Annotated in this window: 26 protein-coding genes; 21 read left to right on the top strand and 5 right to left on the bottom strand. The window is 32.7% G+C overall.

Annotated features, from left to right (window positions below):
• Positions 1 to 40 precede the first annotated feature (40 nt).
• The 6 genes from HT586_RS05040 to HT586_RS05065 all read left to right on the top strand — a co-directional run bounded on the left by HT586_RS05040 (position 41) and on the right by HT586_RS05065 (position 5,913).
• Complete coding sequence (locus HT586_RS05040) at positions 41 to 1,903, top strand: cytochrome c oxidase subunit I (protein WP_188017996.1); 1,863 nt, start codon at positions 41 to 43, stop codon at positions 1,901 to 1,903.
• Complete coding sequence (locus HT586_RS05045; protein WP_188017926.1) at positions 1,903 to 2,532, top strand: cytochrome (ubi)quinol oxidase subunit III; 630 nt, start codon at positions 1,903 to 1,905, stop codon at positions 2,530 to 2,532. The genes HT586_RS05040 and HT586_RS05045 overlap by 1 nt, the downstream gene beginning before the upstream one ends.
• Positions 2,532 to 2,885, top strand: a complete 354-nt coding sequence (locus HT586_RS05050) for a cytochrome C oxidase subunit IV family protein (RefSeq protein ID WP_203546421.1) — start codon at positions 2,532 to 2,534, stop codon at positions 2,883 to 2,885. The genes HT586_RS05045 and HT586_RS05050 overlap by 1 nt, the downstream gene beginning before the upstream one ends.
• A gap of 133 nt (positions 2,886 to 3,018) precedes the next feature.
• Positions 3,019 to 3,972 (top strand): cytochrome c oxidase assembly factor CtaG, encoded by a 954-nt coding sequence (ctaG, locus tag HT586_RS05055; protein WP_096076868.1) that lies wholly within the window; start codon positions 3,019 to 3,021, stop codon positions 3,970 to 3,972.
• Positions 3,973 to 3,981: 9 nt separating this feature from the next.
• Entirely contained in the window at positions 3,982 to 4,443 is a 462-nt protein-coding gene (locus tag HT586_RS05060; protein ID WP_203546422.1) for a DUF420 domain-containing protein, read from the top strand.
• Positions 4,444 to 4,614: 171 nt separating this feature from the next.
• Positions 4,615 to 5,913: an IS1182 family transposase gene (locus tag HT586_RS05065; protein WP_111744502.1), complete on the top strand. Its 1,299-nt coding sequence runs from the start codon at positions 4,615 to 4,617 to the stop codon at positions 5,911 to 5,913.
• Positions 5,914 to 6,047: 134 nt separating this feature from the next.
• Here the strand turns inward: HT586_RS05065 and ytvI are convergent, their stop codons facing one another.
• Together ytvI and HT586_RS05075 are read right to left on the bottom strand one after the other, a co-directional pair.
• Entirely contained in the window at positions 6,048 to 7,097 is a 1,050-nt protein-coding gene (gene ytvI, locus HT586_RS05070) for a sporulation integral membrane protein YtvI (RefSeq protein WP_203546423.1), read from the bottom strand.
• A 71-nt stretch (positions 7,098 to 7,168) separates the two neighbouring features.
• Positions 7,169 to 7,528 (bottom strand): YugN family protein, encoded by a 360-nt coding sequence (locus HT586_RS05075; RefSeq protein ID WP_096076864.1) that lies wholly within the window; start codon positions 7,526 to 7,528, stop codon positions 7,169 to 7,171.
• Between the two features lie 128 nt (positions 7,529 to 7,656).
• On the opposite strand from HT586_RS05075, the gene HT586_RS05080 reads away from it, so the two are divergent.
• Genes HT586_RS05080 through HT586_RS05090 form a run of 3 tightly spaced genes read left to right on the top strand, consistent with a single transcriptional unit; the run spans position 7,657 to position 9,764 of the window.
• Complete coding sequence (locus tag HT586_RS05080; RefSeq protein WP_203546424.1) at positions 7,657 to 8,736, top strand: CAP-associated domain-containing protein; 1,080 nt, start codon at positions 7,657 to 7,659, stop codon at positions 8,734 to 8,736.
• Between the two features lie 11 nt (positions 8,737 to 8,747).
• Positions 8,748 to 9,170 carry a YlbF/YmcA family competence regulator gene (locus HT586_RS05085; protein ID WP_313018524.1) on the top strand — a complete coding sequence of 141 codons (423 nt, stop codon included), beginning with the start codon at positions 8,748 to 8,750 and terminating at the stop codon, positions 9,168 to 9,170.
• Between the two features lie 9 nt (positions 9,171 to 9,179).
• A complete protein-coding gene (locus tag HT586_RS05090; RefSeq protein ID WP_203546425.1) occupies positions 9,180 to 9,764 on the top strand; it encodes a methyltransferase domain-containing protein in 585 nt (194 codons plus the stop codon).
• 31 nt (positions 9,765 to 9,795) lie between these two features.
• Here the strand turns inward: HT586_RS05090 and HT586_RS05095 are convergent, their stop codons facing one another.
• Positions 9,796 to 10,716 carry a glycerophosphodiester phosphodiesterase family protein gene (locus tag HT586_RS05095; protein WP_238999327.1) on the bottom strand — a complete coding sequence of 307 codons (921 nt, stop codon included), beginning with the start codon at positions 10,714 to 10,716 and terminating at the stop codon, positions 9,796 to 9,798.
• An 89-nt stretch (positions 10,717 to 10,805) separates the two neighbouring features.
• Here HT586_RS05095 and HT586_RS05100 point away from each other — a divergent pair, with 89 nt between their 5' ends.
• On the top strand, positions 10,806 to 11,066 hold the full coding sequence (locus HT586_RS05100; RefSeq protein WP_096076861.1) for a DUF2129 domain-containing protein: 261 nt from the start codon (positions 10,806 to 10,808) through the stop codon (positions 11,064 to 11,066).
• Here the strand turns inward: HT586_RS05100 and HT586_RS05105 are convergent.
• The gene (locus tag HT586_RS05105; RefSeq protein WP_203546426.1) at positions 11,050 to 11,439 is read right to left on the bottom strand and encodes a DUF7147 family protein; all 390 of its coding nucleotides are present in this window, start codon (positions 11,437 to 11,439) and stop codon (positions 11,050 to 11,052) included. The two genes, HT586_RS05100 and HT586_RS05105, sit on opposite strands and share 17 nt — an antisense overlap.
• A 77-nt stretch (positions 11,440 to 11,516) precedes the next feature.
• Between HT586_RS05105 and rsmD the strand changes: the two genes are divergently transcribed.
• Positions 11,517 to 12,056, top strand: a complete 540-nt coding sequence (gene rsmD / locus HT586_RS05110; RefSeq protein ID WP_203546427.1) for a 16S rRNA (guanine(966)-N(2))-methyltransferase RsmD — start codon at positions 11,517 to 11,519, stop codon at positions 12,054 to 12,056.
• A complete protein-coding gene (gene coaD, locus HT586_RS05115) occupies positions 12,049 to 12,549 on the top strand; it encodes a pantetheine-phosphate adenylyltransferase (RefSeq protein WP_096076858.1) in 501 nt (166 codons plus the stop codon). The genes rsmD and coaD overlap by 8 nt, the downstream gene beginning before the upstream one ends.
• 148 nt (positions 12,550 to 12,697) lie before the next feature.
• Here the strand turns inward: coaD and HT586_RS05120 are convergent, their stop codons facing one another.
• Positions 12,698 to 13,768, bottom strand: coding sequence for a tRNA(Met) cytidine acetate ligase (locus HT586_RS05120; RefSeq protein WP_203546428.1), 1,071 nt, complete (start codon positions 13,766 to 13,768; stop codon positions 12,698 to 12,700).
• A gap of 124 nt (positions 13,769 to 13,892) precedes the next feature.
• On the opposite strand from HT586_RS05120, the gene HT586_RS05125 reads away from it, so the two are divergent.
• The 9 genes from HT586_RS05125 to murD all read left to right on the top strand — a co-directional run bounded on the left by HT586_RS05125 (position 13,893) and on the right by murD (position 22,915).
• Positions 13,893 to 14,405, top strand: a complete 513-nt coding sequence (locus tag HT586_RS05125) for a YceD family protein (protein ID WP_096076856.1) — start codon at positions 13,893 to 13,895, stop codon at positions 14,403 to 14,405.
• Between the two features lie 21 nt (positions 14,406 to 14,426).
• Positions 14,427 to 14,600, top strand: coding sequence for a 50S ribosomal protein L32 (gene rpmF, locus HT586_RS05130; RefSeq protein ID WP_041635879.1), 174 nt, complete (start codon positions 14,427 to 14,429; stop codon positions 14,598 to 14,600).
• A 116-nt stretch (positions 14,601 to 14,716) separates the two neighbouring features.
• Positions 14,717 to 16,312 carry a bacillithiol biosynthesis cysteine-adding enzyme BshC gene (bshC, locus tag HT586_RS05135; protein WP_096076855.1) on the top strand — a complete coding sequence of 532 codons (1,596 nt, stop codon included), beginning with the start codon at positions 14,717 to 14,719 and terminating at the stop codon, positions 16,310 to 16,312.
• Between the two features lie 172 nt (positions 16,313 to 16,484).
• Complete coding sequence (gene mraZ, locus HT586_RS05140) at positions 16,485 to 16,916, top strand: division/cell wall cluster transcriptional repressor MraZ (RefSeq protein WP_096076854.1); 432 nt, start codon at positions 16,485 to 16,487, stop codon at positions 16,914 to 16,916.
• A 9-nt stretch (positions 16,917 to 16,925) separates the two neighbouring features.
• Positions 16,926 to 17,858, top strand: coding sequence for a 16S rRNA (cytosine(1402)-N(4))-methyltransferase RsmH (gene rsmH / locus HT586_RS05145; RefSeq protein ID WP_096076853.1), 933 nt, complete (start codon positions 16,926 to 16,928; stop codon positions 17,856 to 17,858).
• Between the two features lie 11 nt (positions 17,859 to 17,869).
• On the top strand, positions 17,870 to 18,244 hold the full coding sequence (ftsL, locus tag HT586_RS05150; RefSeq protein WP_096076852.1) for a cell division protein FtsL: 375 nt from the start codon (positions 17,870 to 17,872) through the stop codon (positions 18,242 to 18,244).
• Positions 18,231 to 20,570: a penicillin-binding protein gene (locus HT586_RS05155; protein ID WP_096076851.1), complete on the top strand. Its 2,340-nt coding sequence runs from the start codon at positions 18,231 to 18,233 to the stop codon at positions 20,568 to 20,570. The genes ftsL and HT586_RS05155 overlap by 14 nt, the downstream gene beginning before the upstream one ends.
• Before the next feature lie 35 nt (positions 20,571 to 20,605).
• The gene (mraY, locus tag HT586_RS05160) at positions 20,606 to 21,574 is read left to right on the top strand and encodes a phospho-N-acetylmuramoyl-pentapeptide-transferase (protein WP_096076850.1); all 969 of its coding nucleotides are present in this window, start codon (positions 20,606 to 20,608) and stop codon (positions 21,572 to 21,574) included.
• Positions 21,575 to 22,915 (top strand): UDP-N-acetylmuramoyl-L-alanine--D-glutamate ligase, encoded by a 1,341-nt coding sequence (gene murD / locus HT586_RS05165; protein WP_203546429.1) that lies wholly within the window; start codon positions 21,575 to 21,577, stop codon positions 22,913 to 22,915.
• Positions 22,916 to 22,918: the final 3 nt, after the last annotated feature.

Consider the following 22,918-nt stretch of genomic DNA (forward strand, 5'->3'; position numbering starts at 1 on the left):
GGTTACACAATTGGCTACACAAAAAAAACGTGGTTTAATTATGGAATATTTAACAACAGTTGACCATAAAAAAATTGCAATATTATATCTTATCATGGGTGGATTATTCTTCGCCATGGGTGGTATTGAAGCAATGATTATTCGAATTCAACTTGCTGTTCCTGAAAATGATTTTGTTTCAGCAGGTCTATTTAATGAAATAATTACGATGCATGGTACAACAATGATTTTCTTAGCGGCTATGCCGTTATTATTCGCATTTATGAACGCTGTAGTACCTTTACAAATTGGTGCACGTGACGTAGCATTCCCATTCTTAAATGCATTAGGTTTTTGGTTATTCTTCTTTGGTGGAATATTCTTAAACTTATCTTGGATCCTGGGTGGAGCACCTGACGCAGGTTGGACATCATATGCTTCATTATCTTTAGCATCACCTGGACACGGTATTGATTTCTATGCTTTAGGTTTACAAATTTCTGGTGCTGGTACATTAATTGCAGGGATTAACTTTATGGTTACAATTATGAATATGCGTGCACCAGGTATGACATATATGCGTATGCCGTTATTTACATGGACAACGTTTGTTGCTTCAGTATTAATCGTATTCGCATTCCCACCACTTACTATCGGATTATTCTTATTAATTTTCGATAGAATGTTTGGTACAGGATTCTTCGTAGTATCACAAGGTGGTAACACAATTATCTGGGAACATTTATTCTGGATTTTCGGTCACCCAGAAGTTTACATCTTAGTATTACCGGCATTCGGTATTTTCTCTGAGATTTTCGCTACGTTCTCAAGAAAACGTTTATTCGGATATTCAGCGATGGTATTCGCTACAGTATTAATTGGTTTCTTAGGATTCATGGTTTGGGCTCACCATATGTTTACAGTAGGTATGGGTCCAACTGCAAACGCAATTTTCGCGGTTGCTACTATGGCAATTGCAGTACCAACAGGTGTTAAGATCTTTAACTGGTTATTAACAATCTGGGGTGGTAGTATCGAATTTACGACGCCGATGCTTTATGCATTAGCATTTATTCCATCATTCGTTATGGGTGGAGTTACTGGTGTAATGCAAGCATCAGCGCCAGCTGATTATCAATATCATGATTCTTACTTTATCGTAGCGCATTTCCACTACGTTATCGTTGGTGGGGTAGTATTCGCATTACTTGCAGGATTCCATTTCTACTTCCCGTTAATGTTCGGTAAGATTTTAAGCGAAAAATTAGGTAAAATTTCATTTGTTTTATTCGTAACAGGTTTCCATTTAACATTCCTAGTACAACATTTCTTAGGTTTATGGGGTATGCCAAGACGTGTATTCACATACTTACCTGGTCAAGGTTACGATACATTTAACTTAGTATCTACAATCGGTGCATTAACGATGGCTGTTGCAGTAATTATCTTGTTAATTAACGTTGTGATTACTTTAGCTAAAGCGCCAAAAGTAGGTCGCGATGCTTGGGGCGATGGTCGTACTTTAGAATGGTCACTTCCACAACCAATTCCTTTCTACAACTTTGCTCAAACACCACTTGTTCGTGGTTTAGATGCATTTGATTTAGAGAAAAAACAAGGGAACGGTGAGATTTTACCTGCTGAATCTTTAGGTGATATTCATATGCCTAATAATTCAATCTTGCCATTTATGCAATCACTTGGATTATTTATAGCAGCTTTTGGTGCTTTATACTTAGCTGATGGTCAAAAATGGGCGTTAGATGCAGTAAAAGATTTACCAGTTCAACCTTGGGCTCCATTTGTATTAATTTTAGGTTTAGCGATTACAGCAAGCGCAATGATTGCTCGTTCACTAAAAGATGATTTAGGATATCATATTACTAAAGATGAGCTAATTGAGTACGAAAGAGGTGTTAAATAATGGCACATCACGAAGAGAAAATGACGGCTGAAAGATGGCCAAGTCATCCTGAAACAGCTTCTTTAGAAGGTAAAAATAAGTTATTAGGATTCTGGGTATTCCTTGGTGGAGAGACTGCATTATTCGCATCTTTATTTGCTACTTACTTAGCATTAAAAGATCATGTCCCAAGTGAAGATCACCTTTTAGCAAAAGATTTATTCCATTTACCTTTAGCGTTTGTTATGACGATGTTATTATTAACATCTTCATTAACAAGTGTGTATGCGCTATATCATATGAAAAACTATGATTTTGGCAAAATGATTACATGGTTTATCGTTACTGTAATTTTAGGTTTAGGTTTCTTAGGTTTAGAAATTTATGAGTTCGCTGAGTATATCCATCAAGGTCATACTTTCAGATCAAGTGCATTTGGTTCAGCCTTCTACTTCTTAGTAGGAACTCACGGATTCCACGTAATTATTGGTTTGACTTGGATAATACTTTTAATCATCCGTAATATGAAACGTGGTTTAAGTGTATACAACGCTGCGAAGTTTAATACAGCTGCTTTATACTGGCATTTCATTGATGTCGTGTGGGTATTTATCTTCACAGTAGTTTACTTGTTAGGGGTGTTAGGATAATGTCAAATGAAACTAACAACAACTTAAAGTTTAATCAGGATCGTTACAATTTCGAAAAAAGAACAAGAACTGAAGAAATGAGAATGCAGGTTACTACATTTGCTATAATGATTTTCTTGACGTTAATTGCTTTTGCTATGGTTGCAGCTGGATTAAGTAAAGAATTTGTTATTCCTGCAGTATTATTAATGGCGTTAATTCAAGTCATACTTCAATTCTATTATTTCATGCATATGAAACATCCAGGTCATGGGACAGCTAAATTAATGATGCTTTCTGGATTGTTTATTGCTGGGACTTTTGTAGTAATGGCTATATATATTACTTGGTTAGGTGAGCCATTATTAAAATAATCAATGAAAAAACTGAGACGATTGTCTCAGTTTTTTTATTATCACGATTTCGTCAAGAATTTGATATATTTTATCCACTTGTCTGCCATAATTTGCGTTATAATGGTGACAGTATATTTTATGGAGTGATGATATGGGTAGTATTCGTTCTATCTCAATTTTTGGATTTTTAGCAAACTGGAGTCCATTTTTCTTAGTTGCAATTATTTTTGCAACAATTGTCTTTTTCTTAATTACTGTGAAATGGTATAAAGATATCCCAGGAGGACGCCCTCTCAAGAGGTCAGAAGGTATCTTATTTGTCTTTTTAATGATTTTACTTTATATCATGAAAGGTGCACCTATTGATTTACTTAGTCATATTATTTTTAGCTTTCATATGTTACAGATGGCAATTATATTTTTATTAATGGTGCCGTTATTCTATTTTGCAATTCCAAATTACTTAATAGAATATGTAATCAATCTTCCATATGTTAAGCCTGTATTTCAATTTATGACACGACCAATTATTGCACTCGTCACTTTTAATGCATTCTTTTCATTGTACCATTTACCGATTGTTTTAGATTTCTTAAAACAGAATGCAACACCGCATTCACTATATACGATTTTATTAACAATCACCGCTTTTACAATGTGGTATCCGATTTTTAATCAAAATGCTGAAACAAAGAAACAGTTATCTGGATTAATGAAATTAGGATATATTTTTGCAATCGGTGTATTGCTAACACCATCATGTGGATTGATTATCTTTGCTCAGCATCCAATGTATAGGACATATACAGATCCTAAAGCATGGATGAGCGCAATGAGTTTATGTGTGCCGACAGGAACATTAAATGATGTTTTACAAAATTCAGGTATTAGTGGACCACAATATTTTACTAATATGACACCTAAAGATGATCAGCAAACGGGTGGTGTTATCATGAAAGTATTACAAGAAATATTTTTTGGTTTTATGTTCTATTATATTTTTGTCAACTGGTCTCGTTCTGAACGATTAGATCCTGACGAAATTACTCGTCTGAGTTTAGAAGAAAAAAGAAAGCAAGATGCATATTTCAGAGAATTTGAATAGGGGGACAATATGAGTTTACCAATCTTACCAACAATCAGTACTACATTTATTGTCATCAGTGCTATACTTGTCGCTATCGGCTGGTATTTGGTGGCTAAAGGACGAATTGAAGCACATAAAAAAGTGATGCTGGCAGCTGGTGTTGCAGCTACAATCTTCTTTATTATCTATGTTTCAAGAACAATTTTTATCGGCAATACATCATTTGGTGGTCCAGATAATATTAAAATTTATTATACTGTATTTTTAATTTTTCATATTACTTTAGCAACAATCGGTGCTGTAATGGGGATATTAAATATTTATACAGGCTTGAAAGATAAACTTAATATTCATAGAAAATTTGGACCGATTACATCAATCATTTGGTTTTTCACAGCTATTACTGGTGTAGCGGTATATCTTTTACTTTATGTTTTTTACCATGGTGGTGAAACAACTTCAGTAATTAAAGCAATATTAGGATTTTAAAAAAAGATCATCTCAATTGAGATGATCTCAGACTGTAGACAAAGTCTCCTTCGGAGATGAAGTTTACAGTCTTTTTTTGATAAAATATAGATATATCATTGAACGGTGGTGTTTTACTTGATTAAGAGAAGTAAGTCTGAAGATATTAATATCATTCGCAGTCAATTTGAAATGTATTCATTAGAAGACCTTGTACCAGAAAATCATCTTCTAAGAAAAGTTGATAAAGTATTCGATTTATCCTTTGTATATGATTTAGTAGAAGAAAAGTATTCTACAGATAATGGCCGTCCAAGTATTGATCCGGTTGTATTAATAAAAATTGTATTAATACAACACCTTTTTGGTATCAAATCAATGCGCCAGACAATTAAAGAGATTGAAACTAATTTTGCGTACAAATGGTATCTCGGTTTAGGCGTTAACGATAAAGTACCTCATTTTTCTACCTTCGGTAAGAACTATTCTAGACGATTTTATGATAATCAGATTTTCGAAGAAATCTTTTCTCGTATTCTCAAAATTGCTATAGATAATAACTTCGTAGATAATACTTCACTATTTATTGATTCAACGCATATTAAGGCCAATGCCAACAAGAAGAAATTTATTAAACAAGAAATACAGAAGACTGCTAAACATTATGAACAAGAGCTTATTGAAGATATCAATTCTATTAGAGAATCTGAAGGAAAAAAGCCTCTAGCTTCAAGAAAGGAGGAGAATCTTAAAGTAATAAAAATAAGTAATAATGATCCCGATGCTGGTTACTATGTTAAAAGTGAAAGAGAAAAACAATTTGCCTATAGTGCGCATACATGCTGCGATAAGTATGGTTATATCGTTGATTTTCATTTAACTCCTGGTAATGTTCATGATAGTACACAGTTAGTACCTATGATTGACAGGCTTGAAAGTAAAAAACTACTACCGAGATATGTTGCTGTGGATTCTGGATATAAAACACCTCATAATGCTAAGTATTTATTAGATAAAGAAATTCTACCAGCTATGCCATATAAACGTCCCATGGGTCCGAAGGACTTAATGAATAAAAATGAATTTATATATGACGAATACTATGATTGTTATATTTGCCCTAATAATCAAATGTTGAAATATCAAAGAACAGACAGCGATGGTTATCGTTTGTATATTTCTAATCCAAATAAATGTAAGGATTGTCCTTTACTTAATAAATGTACTAAGAGTAAAGAACAGAAAAAAATCGTTACAAGACATATATGGCAACAATATCTTGATATTGTTGATGACTTGAGATTCATAGACACTATAAAAGCTATATATAAATTGCGTAGTCAAACAATAGAAAGACGTTTTGCTGATGCTAAAGAACAGCATGGTTTGCGATGGACTAAGTACAAAGGAATTCAAAAAGTCACCATGGAGACCACGCTTATTTTCGCATGCATGAATTTAAAGAAATTAGCAAATTATCTAGCAGGTTAAGCTGGATATTTTGCTAATTTCTTTAAAATAACAATATTTTTCGAAGAAAAAAGACAAACTCACTTATAAAATTGTGAGTTTGTCTTCAGTCTGAGATCATCTCAATTGAGATGATCTTTTTTATATTGATTTAGTTAAATTTTTATATTCGTTTTTATAGCACCTGATTCAATAATCGTTAAAATAATAATTAACAGAATCGGACCGATAAAGAACCCTACAAAACCCATTAATTTTAATCCGATATACATTGCAATCAATGTAGGTAAAGGACTAAGTCCAACACCGTTACCCATAATTTTAGGCTCTAATACTTTACGCTGCACGAGTAAAAATGTTGAAAGTACGATTAATTTTAATGCTAATCCAACATCTCCTGTCACATATGCGTAAATTGCCCATGGTATCGTTATACCGGTAGCTCCAATAATAGGCAATAGATCGACAAGACAAATAATAAATGACAATACAAGTGCATTTTTAGGCGTAATAAATAATAATCCGATAAACGTAAAAAACCAAGTAATTCCTGAAAGAATAACAGCAGCACGCATCATCCCAAAGATGGAAGACGTAACGCGGTTCCAGACAAAACTAGTCTTGTTGTAGGTTGTATCATACATATGGTTTCTTATAAAGTGGTGCATCTTAGGAATTTCTAACATAAATAAAAATAAAGCAACGAGAAATACTAAACCTGAAATAAATGTCTCTGGTAGACTCGCTACAAGTGCAGTTATGCGTTCTACATTAAAATAATTTAAAATTGAATCTCGCATTGAAAATAAGAATTTCTGGATCTCGTCAAATAAGGAAGATGCGATACTATCCGGAATGATCTTAGAAATTTTTATTTCTACTTTGTCCCATACTGTCATCAAATTGTTCATCTTATTCGGTAAATCTTTAGAGAACTGAATGACATGTTCAATTAATTTTGTAAGAAAGAAATAAGTAAATAATAGTATTGTGACGAGTATCGTAGAGTATATGATTGTAACGCTCCATTTTCTGCTTCCGACTTTCTTCTCGAGTATTTTAACAAAAGGTTCTATCATCAAAGCAATTACTAAAGCTGAGATAAGAGGAATTGAAATTGGGATAATAAAATATAAAAAAAGTATCGCTATAGCGATTAAAGAAATAATGAGTAAAGTACGTTTATTCAGCCATTTTTTTACCATGACATCACCTCTTCTTTGGTAATAAAAAGAGCGTGAGACAAATGAATTTGTTCACGCTTAGTTAACTAGAATTATGCTTGAATTGCTTTAATATCATTATAGATGCTAGTAATCGTACGTTTACAATGTTCAACTAATGCATCACTAAAATATTCATCTTCTCCGTATTCAACACCAGTTGGATAATAGTGTTTACCTAAATATGGATCCATCATTTGCAAAGTAGCATTTCTAGCGCCAACATCACCATCAATAGCGTAACCAGGAATACGTAAATAATAAATACCTTCTGATAATTCATATTTTAAATCATAAGTAGCACGTTCAAAATCCCAATGGCCCCCTAATACTAAACCATGTTTATTCATTACATGCTGGATTAAAGATTGTTCAGCTACGATTGTTTCAATCCCTGAATTTGTGAATACCATTCTAAGTTCCTCCCTAAATCATTCTATCTTCAATTTTAAGATAAAATTGCTATTGATGCAATCGAATATTCATTTCATTTCAAATAATGTTAGAATAGTGTTAAGAAATAGAAAAAGAAGGTGTGTTTTTGAAAAGTATTTTAATTAAACTTCTGCTAATCTTTTTAATGGGTGTATTTTTATTTTATTTATTTTATTCACCTTCATTAAAATTTGATGTATTAGAAAATCCTGCAAAAGAGAAGATTTCAAATGAAGATATTAAACCTTCATCTAAGAATACAGTGAAAAGACCAAAACTTAGTAAAGGTCTTGGAGTTTACATCGGTAAAAATATAGATCAGTTTACAGATAAATATGGTTATCCAAAGCGTATTTATGATTCAAATTTTAATTACAAGAATTTTGTCTATGAGTTTAAAGATCAATATTACATACTTGGTGTCAGTAATAAAAAAATTGTAATGGCTTATGCAACCGGTAAAAATGCAAATAGTTATCCATTTAAAATTGGACAAAGTGCAGATAATATCTTTAATGGGAATGCGATTGTAAGTGAGCCGATAATAAAAACAAAACAGGCTGAATATCAGTTTCAGTTAACCGAAGTAGATATTAAAACACAGACTTTAATACAATATGATGATATTTTTGTACAAGTTTATATTGATAGAATTTCTAATAAAGTTATGGCGATGCGTTATATAGCGCCAGATACACTTGTTCAAATGCAACCTTATGCGATGAGTAGTAAAGGTAAAACGATAGAGAAGACAGCTAATAAAGAAATTCACACTAAAGATGAAGTTGCAATTAACAGTAATAAAGTATTGACAATGTTTGAAATCACGAATTATATGCGTAGTATTAATGGAAGACAGCCACTTGAAACTAACGAATTAATCAATCATGTAGCGCAATTTCAGGTCGCTTCTTTAAACAAGAAAAAACAAAAGAAAGTAAAGCAGGTAGAAGATGAAATCGGTAGTGAATTAAATAAGCTGGATATTAAATATTTACATTTATCTCAAAATATCGCTTTTAATTTTGATGATGTTCCAAGTTTAATCAATAGCTGGTTAAACTCTGATGAACATAGAGAAAATATGCTTTACAGAAATATTAATGAAATGGGTGGAGGAATTTCTGGTTCATATTATTCATTAATTTTTATTAACAATGAAAAGAGAGTTACACATGCAGATTAGGAAGTGGAATTATGATTTATGATATAGATGTTTTAGAAGTTATGGATTATGCAGATGAATTAAATGATATGATCCTTCAAAGTGAGTCATATCAAGCATATAAAAAAGCTTATGTAGATTTAAGTATAAATGAAGAAGTACAGCTGTTAAAAAAAGAACTCATCCGTATAAAAGAAAGATATGATGAAGTTAACCGATTTGGTCGATATCATCCAGATTATCAGAGTGTAATGCTTGAAACGAGAAGGAAGAAAAAAGAATATGATATGCATCCTGAAGTGGCTCAGGTGAAACGACTTGAAACACAATTACAAACTTTACTGGATGAAGTGCTCGTCATTATTGCTTCGTCTGTTTCAGCAGAAGTAAAGGTAGAAAAAGGTAATCCGTTTTTTGAATCCCATACATGCAGCAGTGGATGCGGTTGTAGTTAGGAGGTTTTTATGGAGGTAAATGAGAAGAAACTTATTTCTAAATGGGAAAAGAAAATTAAATTTTTGAACCGCACGGATGAAAATTTATTTAAAGCTAAAAATAGTGATTTAATTTTTGTCCCGATATTTGAAAAATTTCTTGGTAACTATGTAACTATAAAATATCATCAAAAAGTATTATGTATTGGATGTCATACCGGTAAATGGGTGAATAGTATTGACCAGCAGACAAATATAAAAGGTTATATTCTAGATCAGTCTATTCGAAATTTGCAAACTTCAATGCACATATATCCTCATTTTAATTATGAAATAGCTTCCAGTAACGCATTACCTTATAAAGATAAGAAGTTTCATTATATATTAATTAATCAACCGTTTGATACTTTTCTTGAAAAAGAAAAACTTATAAAAGAATTTCAAAGAATAATAAAGAAAAAAGGGAAAAGTATTTTATACTATAAAAGTAATCTCTTTTTTAACAGAAGACAACAGCTAGAAAAAATGTTTGAAGCTGTGGATTTACAAATTGAAAATGTTACGCATTACCGAGGTATTGAAATATATGAAATAAAAAATAAAGGAATGGCTTAATCTAGCCATTCCTTTATCTAACTAATTAAACTTATTTTTTGTATTTCTCATTGATTAAATGCATTGCAATATCAGGTCGATCTGTAACGATTGTGTGTGCACCTTTTTTTAGTAAAGCATCCATTTCATCGATACTGTTGATGACCCAATATCCTACTGCGATATTTAAACTTTGAAGAAACTGGATAAATTTCTCATTATTTAATGGAATACCACGATAATGTGTTGGTATTTGGAACGTATCCACATTAGGTTGATACATATGTTTCACTCCTGAATTAAAAGCATAATAAGCACGAGCAACTTCGTTTTGACCTGCACCAACTGCAACACGATCATGTGCATATGCATTAAAACGCAATGTTTGTTCATCCTCAAAGCTCGTTACACAAACGCGTTCAAAGGCCTGTTTAGAATGAATTAAGCGGTACAATAGCACAGGGGCTAGTTTACCAGGCGTTGATCGTTTGCTATCTTTAATATCAATGTTGATTAGCAAATCAGGAAAAGCATCTAATAACTCGTTTAAAGTAACAACTTTAGCATCTTCATGACCACGATATGGATATTCGCCATTAATATCTTTAAAATGATAACCAAAGTCAAGTTGCTTCAATTCTTCTAAAGTATGATCACATACTTTACCAGAACCATTAGAAACGCGATCAACTAATGCATCATGAAGTACTACAATCTCATTATCTTTAGTTAATCTAATATCAATCTCAAAACCATCAATGCCCAATTTATGAGATTTATTAAATGCAGCCATTGTGTGTTCAGGAGCAAGTTTTAACCCTCCACGATGTGCAAATACGTATGGTGAACGTTTGCTGAAGAATGGCTTAATAGTGCGGGCACTTTGCTTACTCGTCATTTTAGTAGCTGCAACAGCTGCTGAATATGTAAGACCAGTTATTGCGATTGTTTTTAATAAAGTATTTTTTTTCAAAATATAACCCTCCAAGTGAATTTTGTTATTTTAATTTTAACAGAACAAATGATACTATAAAAGAAAGCTGAATGAGAGGAAAGAAACATATGACATTAGTTCAAAGAGAACAACTTATTATTTATTTAAAAAGTCATAAGCATGAACGTCAAATCCGAAAATATGGACATATTGTACATAGCAATCGTAAAGAAAAATGGGTGGCAATGTATATCAATGAAGATAAGTTAGCCCATACACTTTCACAACTAGAAAAATTAAAGTTTGTGACAAATGTTCTCATTTCACCGTATAAACAATTAAAGACAGACTACAGTTCAGGTGATAATAAACTTAATGCATCGGTTTAATGACGCGTTGAAGACGTAACACGCCAATTAAGTACTGGTGATAAAGTGCATCTTCATAAAAGAAATGCTTTGCCTTTACATCAAATTCTTTTATAGAAATTTGGTATTTTTCAGCCCATGACTTTACGAGATCAAAGCGTTTATTGCTTTCAGGATATGGGTAATTTATGCCTTCAAATATGCTATACATCGCCTGGAAGTTACCATTTACTGTTGGATTCATAATCAGTACTACTGAAGTTTTAGGCTGTTTTTCCAACGTAGTATGTAAAAACAATAAACAGTCCGTTCGTTCATGATTATATTTCATTAACTGCTCGAGTTCGAAAAGATCACTATATCCTTCGCCGAGCGAAATAAAAGCTTGTTTCATAATGGTTCTCCTTTATTTGTTGATATTAATATTATACATGAAAAGAACCGTGAGAATAAATTTAAAAGGAGTAATATATGCGTGTTATTGGTGGAAAATATAAACGATTTCAGTTAACTTCGCCAAAAGGAGTAACTTCAAGACCAACAACAGATAAAATTAAAGAAACGATGTTTAATATTCTCGGTCCGATGAATGGCATAGGACTTGATTTATTTGCTGGTAGTGGTGGATTAGGTGTAGAAGCGATAAGCAGAGGACTTTCCAAAGTGATTTTTGTAGATGGTAGTTTTGAATCAATACAGATGATTAAGAAAAACACTTCATTTCTTGACGAAGAAGTTGAAATTTATAAGAACGATTACAAAAGAGCTTTAAAGGCATTAAATAAAAGAGATATTCAGTTTAATATGATTTTTTTAGATCCTCCGTACCAAAAGAATATCGTTAACGAAGCATTGCCTATGATTAAGGAATTTGATTTACTTGCAGAAGACGGTCAAATCCTTATAGAATGTGAGAAGAATGAAATAATAGATACGCTTGACTATGAAGTGATAAAAAATGAAACATATGGCATAACAAAATTAATCATATTAAGAGGTAATTATGAGTAAAACAATCGCAGTAGTACCAGGAAGCTTTGACCCTGTCACAAAAGGGCACTTAGATATCATACAGCGAAGTAGTGAATTATTTGATGAAATCCATGTCTCTGTATTGAATAATGCTAAAAAGACCGGTTTTTTCACGATAGAAGAACGTCTTGCACTCATTGAAGAAGCGGTTAAAGATATTCCGAATGTAAAAGTTGATTATTTTTCAGGTTTACTTGTGCATTTTTGTGAAAGAGTAGGTGCTAAACAAATCGTACGTGGATTACGTGCAGTATCTGACTTTGAATATGAGATGCAGCTGACAAGTATGAATAAGAAATTAAACGATGATATAGAAACATTATATATGATGACTAACAACCAATATTCATTTATTTCTTCGAGTATGGTTAAAGAAGTTGCAAAATATGGTGGGGATGTATCGAGTATAGTACCTAAAAATGTTGAGATTGCACTAAAAGAAAAGTATAAGCAATTAGCAGAAGAAGAATAAATCATACTGAAAAACCACATCCGGATAAGATGTGGTTTTTTGATGGAGTAGTTGAATTTTATATACTTTCCAATGGGTTGAAGTGCAATGGTCAGAGTAAGCAGTAGAAATTAGATAATATAACCGCTTTACTAGCGCGTCCCAATCGTTATCTCTTGTATACAACTGGCGTATTAAAGTCTGTCATCGAGCTACAACTTATAAGGTTATATATTTCAGTAGCTTTTATTTCTAAACCGAAATAATCACGCGACGCTCTGTTTACATTTGTCACAATTACAACATCTTCAATTGATTTAATTAGTTTTCGTCCTGTGTCATTCATCCCTAGTACACGTACAGCTGTAATTTCTTTTAATCGAGGAACATCTTTTTCTTTTATATTTAACAATAAATAGACAAGTAACCGTTGAATTCTACTTCTCGTATATCGTTTTGATACCATCTTTTCAATTAATTCGTCGAATGTTTCAACTTCACTAATGACTTTCTTTAATCGATTTTCTAATCCTTCATACATCGTATATATTTCTTGAAGTTCAAGTACATTCATGGATAGCATACGATATTTTAATAGCGTAAAATAATCTTCCCAGCGGACTGCATTGACGATTAATTCACTGTGAGGCATCGTCGCTTTAATATCATTATCATTAAAGTAATTTTTCCGTATTGCAGTTGCGCTTGAAATTGTACCTGTCAAAACTTCATCTGTATAATTATTATTAATTCGTGAGATTGGAATTAATGTCAGGGTAGGGTATATTTCTCTCGTAGCTTTTACATATGCATGAGCTAATATATCATTGGATTTTAAATCAGCACTCATTAATTTTGGATATGCTGCTCCAGTACGTATATCTTCACGAGTAGGTGACTTTATCTCAAAATCAATTTTGTTAAGTTCTCCGCTTTCACTGCCGAAAGACAAACCTTCAAGACCGAGCTTTTTAGCGATCATGATACCACCACGAGCAAAGTCATCTGCATAACTTACTGCATAGAATTGAGGGAGTTCAACAACTAAGTCCACATAATCAAGCGCCATTTTTGTACGCATAAATTTATTTATAAATGCAGGTTCACCACGTTGAACGAATTGTCCACTCATGATTGCCACAATAATAGCATCTGGATATAATTTTTTAACCTGCTCTATCTGATATTTATGCCCATTATGAAAAGGATTATATTCACAAATTATTCCGATTGCCTTCATTGTATTTCCCCTCACATCAGTTTATAATAATGATTGTAACAGAAATATCTGTTAAGAAAAAATCTTGACAAACTGTTATTAAAAGAGGTAAAATAAATTTTGTGTTTGTAAGAGGTGAAACCATATGAAATGGTCATTAGCTGAATTAAGAAAACATCGTGATAGTGGTTATCCATTTGAATCAGAAATCAACTTAAATCATTTAATATCTAGCTTACAGTTAGTTGATATATCACCTATTAAGGTGGAAGGTAAATTAACACCTAAGTCAAACGAAGTAGTAGCTGATTTACATGTAACTGGACAATTCGTTATGACTTGTGCAAGAACATTAGAAGATGTTGAAGTTCCATTCGATATCAAGTCAGTAGAATATTTTGATGATAACGATTATGTTGAATATGATGAGAATAGACATGCCATTTTGAATGGTGTTATAGACTTAACACCCGTTATTCAAGAGTTAGTTGTAATCAATAAACCTGTACGTGTGGTAAAAGAGGATGTTGATTTAGAACTAACAAAAGGTAAAGGTTGGGAAGTAATTGATGAAAGTCAATTAGAAGATGAAAAGCCTAAGGTTGATCCAAGGCTTGCAAAACTTCAAGCTTTAAAAGACAGTATGTCTGAAAACTAGATCGATAGGAGGCAAAATACAATGGCAGTTCCTTTTAGAAGAACATCTAAAACAGCGAAAAGAAAACGTCGTACACACTTCAAATTATCAGTACCTGGTATGGTTGAATGTCCATCATGTGGCGAAATGAAATTATCTCACCGTGTATGTCCATCATGTGGTTCTTACAATGGTAAAGAAGTAGTTTCTAAATAATTTTTTATAAGTGTATCGCTTTTGCGATACACTTATTTTTTTGAGTAAGCCGTAAAATTGTATTTGCGCTTGATTATCATTATACTAAATAATGATAAAATGCGAGGTGTAGACAAGTGGAGATAATTAAGCAGTTAGCAGATAACAAAGGGGCTTTTATAGAGCGCTACACACATCAGGATGATGTGTTATCACAATATAGATATGATATAACAAAAGATGAAAGTTATAAATTGCGTATGAACGATAAAGCAAATGGTCTTGAATCTGAGCTTTCAAAAGTAATTGAAAATTATATGTCGAAGTTTGAACTAAGCGAAAAACAACGTGAAAATATAAATCTTTTAGCCGAAGGTAATAAAGTTGTCATCGGTGGACAACAAGCAGGACTGTTTGTTAGTCCAATGTATACAATACATAAAATTATTACTATAATTGTTCTTGCAAAAGAGCAATCAACTAAACTAGGTACTAAGATAATACCCGTATTCTGGATTGCAGGTGAAGATCATGATTTTGATGAAGTGAATCATATTAATGTATTTACAGCGGGAAATAACGTGCATAAAATTAAATATTATCCAACTGAAGAAGTGACAGATAGTGTATCTCTACTTAACTTTGAACAGGAAGCATTAAAATTTACGATTGACCGCTTTATTACGAGTTTAACAGAAACTAATTCAACAAAATCGATTTATAAACTTTTAAATAATCTGCCAGAAAACTGGACGGATCATTTCCAATACATTATTCATACGTTATTTAAAGACTATGGTTTACTGTTAATTGATAGCCAGAACAAAGAAGTTCGTGCGCTGGAAACGGACATACTTGTGTGGATGTTTGATCACCATGAAGCAATCAATCAGGCTTTTAGAAATGGACAAGAGAAGATGGAATCCCTTATCGGAGAACGTCAAATTTTAACTGAAACAAATGTTCATTTATTTATGTCATTTGAAGGCAAACGTCAGTTACTAAAGTTCGAAGATGGAAAATATAAATTATCTAAATCTGATGCCACTTTTACTAAAGCTGAAATTAGAGCTAAAATTCAAGTTGCACCACATTTATTCAGTAACAATGTTGTTACACGTCCATTGATGGAAGAAATGCTATTTAACACATTAGCATTTGTAGGAGGGCCATCAGAAATTAAATATTGGGGAGAGTTAAAGCAGGTTTTCGATTTCGCAAAAGTTGAAATGCCTCCAGTGGTCCCACGTATGCGTATAACCTATATAAATGATAAATTATTAAAGGATATGCAACGTTTCAATATCACGATTGATTCGCTTTACGATAATGGTATCGAGAAGTTCCAGAAAGATTTTTTAGGTTCAAAAGAAAATAGACTTTTGCTTAGTCAAATGCAGGAAACGATTGCAAATATTGAAGCGGATTATGAAGCAATGCAATTACTAGATGTTCCAATGGAGACAAAACAATTGTTACAGGATAATTTGAATTATCATAAACGTCAATTTGAATATTTTAAGAAACGCTATCATCAAGATATTAAACGTCGTCATGATGTTGATTTTAAAGCGTTGAACGCTATCGGGAACATGATGAATCCTGGAGGAGGCTTACAGGAGAGAATGTTGCATCCTCTTCAGTTTATCAATACATACGATTTTGGCATATTTGATGAAGTTATTGATAACATCAATAACTACACGTTCGATCATACGATTTTAAAACCATAGATGATATTATTTTTCTTATTACAACATTATATTTGGGATTTCCCCCCACCACGGTTTTTTAGCGTGGTGGGGGGGTTTTTGCGTTTTCATATAAAAAATAAAAAAGTTTTGTATAATTAGTGGAGGAAAGTGGTTGGATGTGGTAAATTTATATTAAGGCTAGGTGATGACTATGTTCATGGGTGAATATCAACATCAACTGGATACCAAAGGTCGCATGATTGTACCCGCTAAGTTCCGAGATGAATTAACAGAACATTTTGTTATTACTCGTGGCCTTGATAAGTGTTTGTTTGGCTATCCTTTAGATGAATGGAAAAGAATTGAAGAAAAATTAAAAACTTTACCAATAACTAAACGAGATGCCAGAAAATTTATGCGTTTATTCTTCTCTGGTGCAGTAGAAGTAGAACTAGATAAACAAGGACGTATTAATATTCCAAAGAATTTAATGGAATATGCTGGTTTATCTAAGGAATGTACAGTGATAGGCGTTTCAACTCGAATTGAGATTTGGGACAGAAGTAGCTGGGATAATTTCTATGAAGATACTGAAGAGCACTATGAAGAAATTGCTGAAGAGTTAATTGATTTTGATTTATAGGAGGAAAACATGTTCCATCATATTACTGTGTTATTAGAAGAAACTGTTGATCAACTTAATATTAAACCGGATGGTATATATGTTGATTGTACTTTAGGTGGAGCGGGTCATAGTCTTTATTTAGTCAAGCAATTAACGAATGGTAGATTGATTTCAATCGATCAGGACCAGACAGCGATTGACAATGCACACATCATTTTGAAAGATCATTTAGATAAAGTAACTTTCGTTAAAGATAACTTTAGGAATTTAAGAGCTATCTTAAATGAACTTAATATTGATAAAGTAGATGGCATTCTTTATGACTTAGGGGTTTCTAGTCCGCAACTTGATGTAGGAGAAAGAGGATTTAGTTATCACCAGGAAGCAAGGCTCGATATGCGAATGGATCAATCACAAACGCTTTCAGCATATGAAGTAGTCAATGAATGGCCCTATGAAAAGTTAGTTTCAATATTCTTTCGTTATGGTGAAGAAAAATTTTCTAAACAAATCGCTCGAAAAATTGAAAATATTAGAGAAACAACGCCAATTGAAACGACATCTGATTTAGTTGAAATTATTAAAGACGCAATTCCTGCACCAGCCAGAAGAACAGGCGGACATCCTGCTAAAAGAGTTTTTCAGGCCATAAGAATTGCGGTAAATGACGAACTAGGTGCTTTTGAAGAGTCGATTGAACAAGCGATTGATTCTGTTAATGTGGGTGGAAGAATTTCAGTTATTACTTTCCATTCATTAGAAGACAGACTATGTAAACAAGTTTTTCAGGAGTATGAAAAAGGTCCTGATATTCCTAGAGGTTTACCGGTTATCCCGGATGATTACAAGCCGAAATTAAAACGTATTAATAAGAAACCGATTTTATCGACAGAACAAGAACTAGAAGAGAATAATAGAGCACGCAGCGCAAAACTTAGAGTCGTAGAAATATTAAAATAAGAGGTGACAACATGGCAGTAGAATACATCAATCCAAATTACTATGAACAGACACAAGCACAACCCAAAGTTAAAACAAAAACAGTAACAAAATCCCATGTTGTTTCGTTATCTAAATTAGAGAAATTAGTATATTTATCATTGGTGACATTGATTGCTTTAGTAAGTATTTATATGCTATCTTTAAAATATGACGCGTATCACACAAATAGTAAGATTGCTGCAATTGAACAAAAAATTGTTCATCAAAAATCTGTAAATGGTGAGTTAAATTCAGAAGCGATGAAACAATCTTCTTATGAACGTGTCTATAGTAAAGCAAAGTCGTTCGGACTTAGCTTGAATAATGATAACGTAAAGGTAGTGCAAAAAGATGTCACGAACTAAGTTAAAAATAAGAAAAAATAAAATAGGAGCGGTCCTTTTAGTAATGTTATTCGGACTGCTCTTTTTTTCATTGATTTCGAAATATTCTTTCATCATGGTCACTGGACATTCCAGCGGACAAGATTTATCAATGCGAGCAAGTGAAAAATATGTACGCAATATCGTTAATCAACCTGTAAGAGGGAAAATACTTGATCGTAATGGTGAGGTCCTTGCTGAAGACATAGAATCATATAAACTTGTTGCTGTACTAGACAAACGAATCAGCCAGAAAGGTAAGCCACCTCGTCATGTTGTAGATAAAAAGAAAACTGCTAAAGCTTTAAGTAAAATAATTGATATGCCTTATAAATCAATCTTGAAAACACTTAGCACAAAAAAAGCATTTCAAGTCGAGTTTGGAAAAGCTGGTAAAGATTTAACATTTAATCAGAAGAAAGCAATTGAACAATTAAAGTTACCAGGACTAACATTTTTCTCTGAAAAAAAACGATTTTATCCTAATGGCAATTTTGCATCTCATTTAATAGGTTATGCTGAAAAGAATTCAGAGACTTATCAAATCCAGGGTATGATGGGGACCGAAAAGATATTTGATACTTACCTTTCAGGTAAAGCAGGTAAAACGAGTTATAAACAAGATATTTGGCAATATGTTCTACCTAAATCAGGGAATGTAATACCTGCTGTAAATGGGGATAATGTTAAGTTGACAATCGATAAAAACATCCAAATATTTGTGGAAGATTCACTTGATCTGATGGTGAAAAGATACCAGCCTAAAGATTTATTTGCAGTTGTAACAGATGCTAATACCGGTGAAATCCTTGGCTATAGTCAGCGACCAACGTTTAATCCGCAAACACGAGAAAATTTTGGTGATAAATGGGCTAATGATCTTTATCAAAACACATATGAACCTGGCTCAACATTTAAAACTTATGGTTTAGCAGCTGCAATTGAAGAAGGTAAGTACCAACCAAATAAAAAGTTTAAGTCAGGTGAGAGAGAAGTTGCCGGAAGTGTTATTTCTGACTGGAATGATATTGGATGGGGCATGATTTCTATGCATAAAGGTTTCCAGTTGTCTTCAAACGTATTAATGATGAAACTTCAGGATGACGTTGGAACCGATAAGATGAAATCCTACTACGAAAAGTTTGGATTCGGCAAATCCACAAACTCACTGTTTGATTCAGAAGTTACCGGGCATATTTCCTGGGGTGATGAATTAAGTAAGAAAGTCTCAGCATTTGGACAATCGACAACTGTCAGTCCTGCCCAGATGATACAGGCGGAAACTGCAATTGTTAATGATGGAAATATGCTAAGTCCGTATTTTGTGAAAGATATTATTAGTCCGGATAAAAGTATTGTCTATAAAGGTAAGAAAAAAGTGATTGGTCAACCAATTTCAAAAACAACAGCGCACAAAACGATGAAAGCTCTATATGATGTAGTTTACGGTTCTGAAATGCATGCCTACAATTATCGTATTGACGATTATAAAATAGCTGGTAAAACAGGTACGGCACAAGTGCCGGATACGAAAAATGGTGGATATGTAAAAGGCTATCAGCCATATATGGTAAGTTTTATGGGTTATGCGCCTGCAAAAAATCCAAGAGTAATTATATATTATGGTATGTCTTTAGCACAAAAAAATGCTGGGGAAGCATACAGTTTAGGTGTATCCAAAGGTTATAAACCATTGATGGAAAATACTTTGAAATATTTAGATGTAGGCGCTACAAAAGATAAAGGTAAAAAGTTATCTTCAAAAGTGGAAGATGTAATTGGATCAAATGTCGATAAGGCAAGTGGAGTAATTGAAGGTAATGGCTTTGTACCGGTTGTGATTGGTGACGGTAATAAAGTTACTGGACAAACACCACAACAAACTGAATTGTTAAAAGGTGATAAAGTATTTTTATTTACAGACGGAAAAATTACAATGCCCGATATGACTTCATGGTCAAAACGTGATTTATTGATGTTTGAACAGTTAACACAAATCAAAGTTCAGTTTGATGGTAATGGTTATGTTGTAAAACAGTCAATTGCACCAAATACGGCTGTTAAAAAAGGCGATAAAGTAATGGTTTCGATGGATTCACTTGATCCGTTAAAACAATCACTTGCCTATGATAATATAATTGATGCAAATAAAAAGGATGAAGAAAAAGCATTGAAAAAACAGCTTGAAATAGAGAAGAAAAAGAATAGAAACACTAGTCAAAACTTAAATGATAGTTCAACAGAAGAAAATACGACAGAAGAAGTAACAACCGAAGCAATATCTACAGAATCTAAAACTACGGAATAGAAAGGAATCAGTTATCAAACTGATATGTGAAAAATATGAATGCATTAATTTTTGGAGTAGCAAGTTTTATTTTAACTGCAATTTTAGTCCCTTTGTTTATCCCATTACTCAAAAGAATGAAATTTGGGCAATCAATTAGAGAGGAAGGTCCGAAAAGTCATCAACAAAAAAGTGGTACGCCAACGATGGGTGGGTTAACATTTTTAATCAGCACAATCCTTTTAAGCATTATTGCAATATTTTTTGTTGATGACAAAGGTCCGATTATATTATTGATTTTAGTAACTTTAGGGTTTGGATTAATTGGATTTGTAGATGATTACATCATTGTGGTTAAGAAAAATAATCAGGGTTTAACATCAAAACAAAAATTCCTATTTCAGATATTAATTGCAGTTTTATTTTACATTGTGAGTAATGGTCTCGGTTTACTTTCACTATCTAATGAAATTAATTTACCTTTTACGGATATTGGAATTCCTTTATCTATATTCTATGTTGTGTTTATAATTTTCTGGCAAGTTGGTTTTTCCAATGCAGTTAATTTAACAGATGGTTTGGACGGGTTAGCAACAGGACTATCAATAATTGCATTTAGTTGTTACTTTTATTTAGCGCAGCATACAATGAGCCAGGGTATGATGTATTACTTAGCGATTCTTATCGGAAGTTTATGTGGATTCTTAATCTATAATAAATATAAAGCGAAATTATTTATGGGAGATACTGGTTCCCTTGCTTTAGGAGGCGTAATTGCTACTGTCTCTATCATGTTAAATCAAGAATTAACTTTAATTTTTATAGGTTTGATGTTTGTTTTAGAAACATTATCAGTGATGTTACAAGTTGCATCATTTAAATTGACCGGTAAGCGTATTTTTAGAATGAGTCCATTACATCACCATTATGAATTAGGTGGATGGTCTGAATGGAAAATAGTAATTGTATTCTGGACAGTCGGTATTATTTCTGGATTAATTGGGATTTATTTAGGAGTGAATTAAGTGAAGAATATAACAAGTTATCAGGGAAAAAATATTTTGGTACTTGGTCTCGGGAAAAGTGGTTATGAAACAGCGAAGTTATTACATTTACTTGGAGCGAAAGTAACTGTTAATGATGGCAATGATATTAGCTTAACGAATGAAGCGAAAGAATTAGAAGCGCTTGAAATTAAAGTAGTAAGTGGACATCATCCAATTGAGTTATTAGACGGCATTGATCTTATCGTAAAAAATCCAGGTATACCTTATCGTATTCCTTTTATTCAGGAAGCACTTGACCGTAATATTCAAATTATTACTGAAGTGGAACTAGCATATGAGATTAATGAAGGCAAAATCATCGGTATAACTGGAACAAATGGTAAGACGACTGTAACATCATTAATTGGTGACATGTTTAAGCATAGTAATCAAACAGGACTGCTATGTGGAAATATAGGATTTGTTGCTTCCCTGGTAGCACAAAATGCAAAGTCTGAAGATACATTAATAACAGAACTATCATCATTTCAATTGATGGGTATCAGACTTTTTAGACCACATATTGCTTTAATTACTAATATTTATTCAGCACATCTGGATTATCATGGCACGCACGATGAATATGTCAGTGCAAAATTAAATATCGTAAAAAATCAGACCGCAGAAGATTATTTAATTTTTAACCATAAGCAAAAAGAGCTGCTTAAAAATTTCGAAATTAAAAGTCAGATTATTTATTTCAGTACAGAAGAAAAAGTTAATGGTAGTTATATTGTCGATGGAAAAATTTATTTTCAGGATGAATTTATTATTGACGTAGATGAAGTAGTGTTACCTGGTAAACATAATCTTGAAAACATTTTATCAAGTATTACAGCAGCTAAACTAAGTGACATTCCAAACGAAAGTATTATCGCTACATTAAAGTCTTTTGAAGGCATCAAACATCGATTACAATTTGTAATGACACATGATAATGTGAAATATTTTAATGATTCTAAAGCAACAAACACTTTAGCAACTACTTTTGCGCTTGATGCGTTTGACTCTCCTATTCACTGGTTATGTGGGGGTTTAGATAGAGGGAATGGTTTTGAAGATTTAGATGAACATGTTAGCAATGTTAAACATATGTATATTTTTGGACAGACGACTGAAAAATTAAAAGCATTTGCTGAATCACATCACATTCCATATTCAGTTTGTGATGATGTAAAAGATGCAGTAGTGAAAACGAAAGGTAAGACTGTGGCAGGCGATACGGTACTGTTAAGCCCAGCTTGTGCCAGCTGGGACCAATATCCGACCTATGAAGTTAGAGGAGAAGACTTCATTCAACAAGTGAAGTTGCTGCAATAGGCT

The sequence above is a fragment of the Macrococcoides bohemicum genome (genome assembly GCF_016865215.1).
GTDB lineage: Bacteria > Bacillota > Bacilli > Staphylococcales > Staphylococcaceae > Macrococcoides > Macrococcoides bohemicum.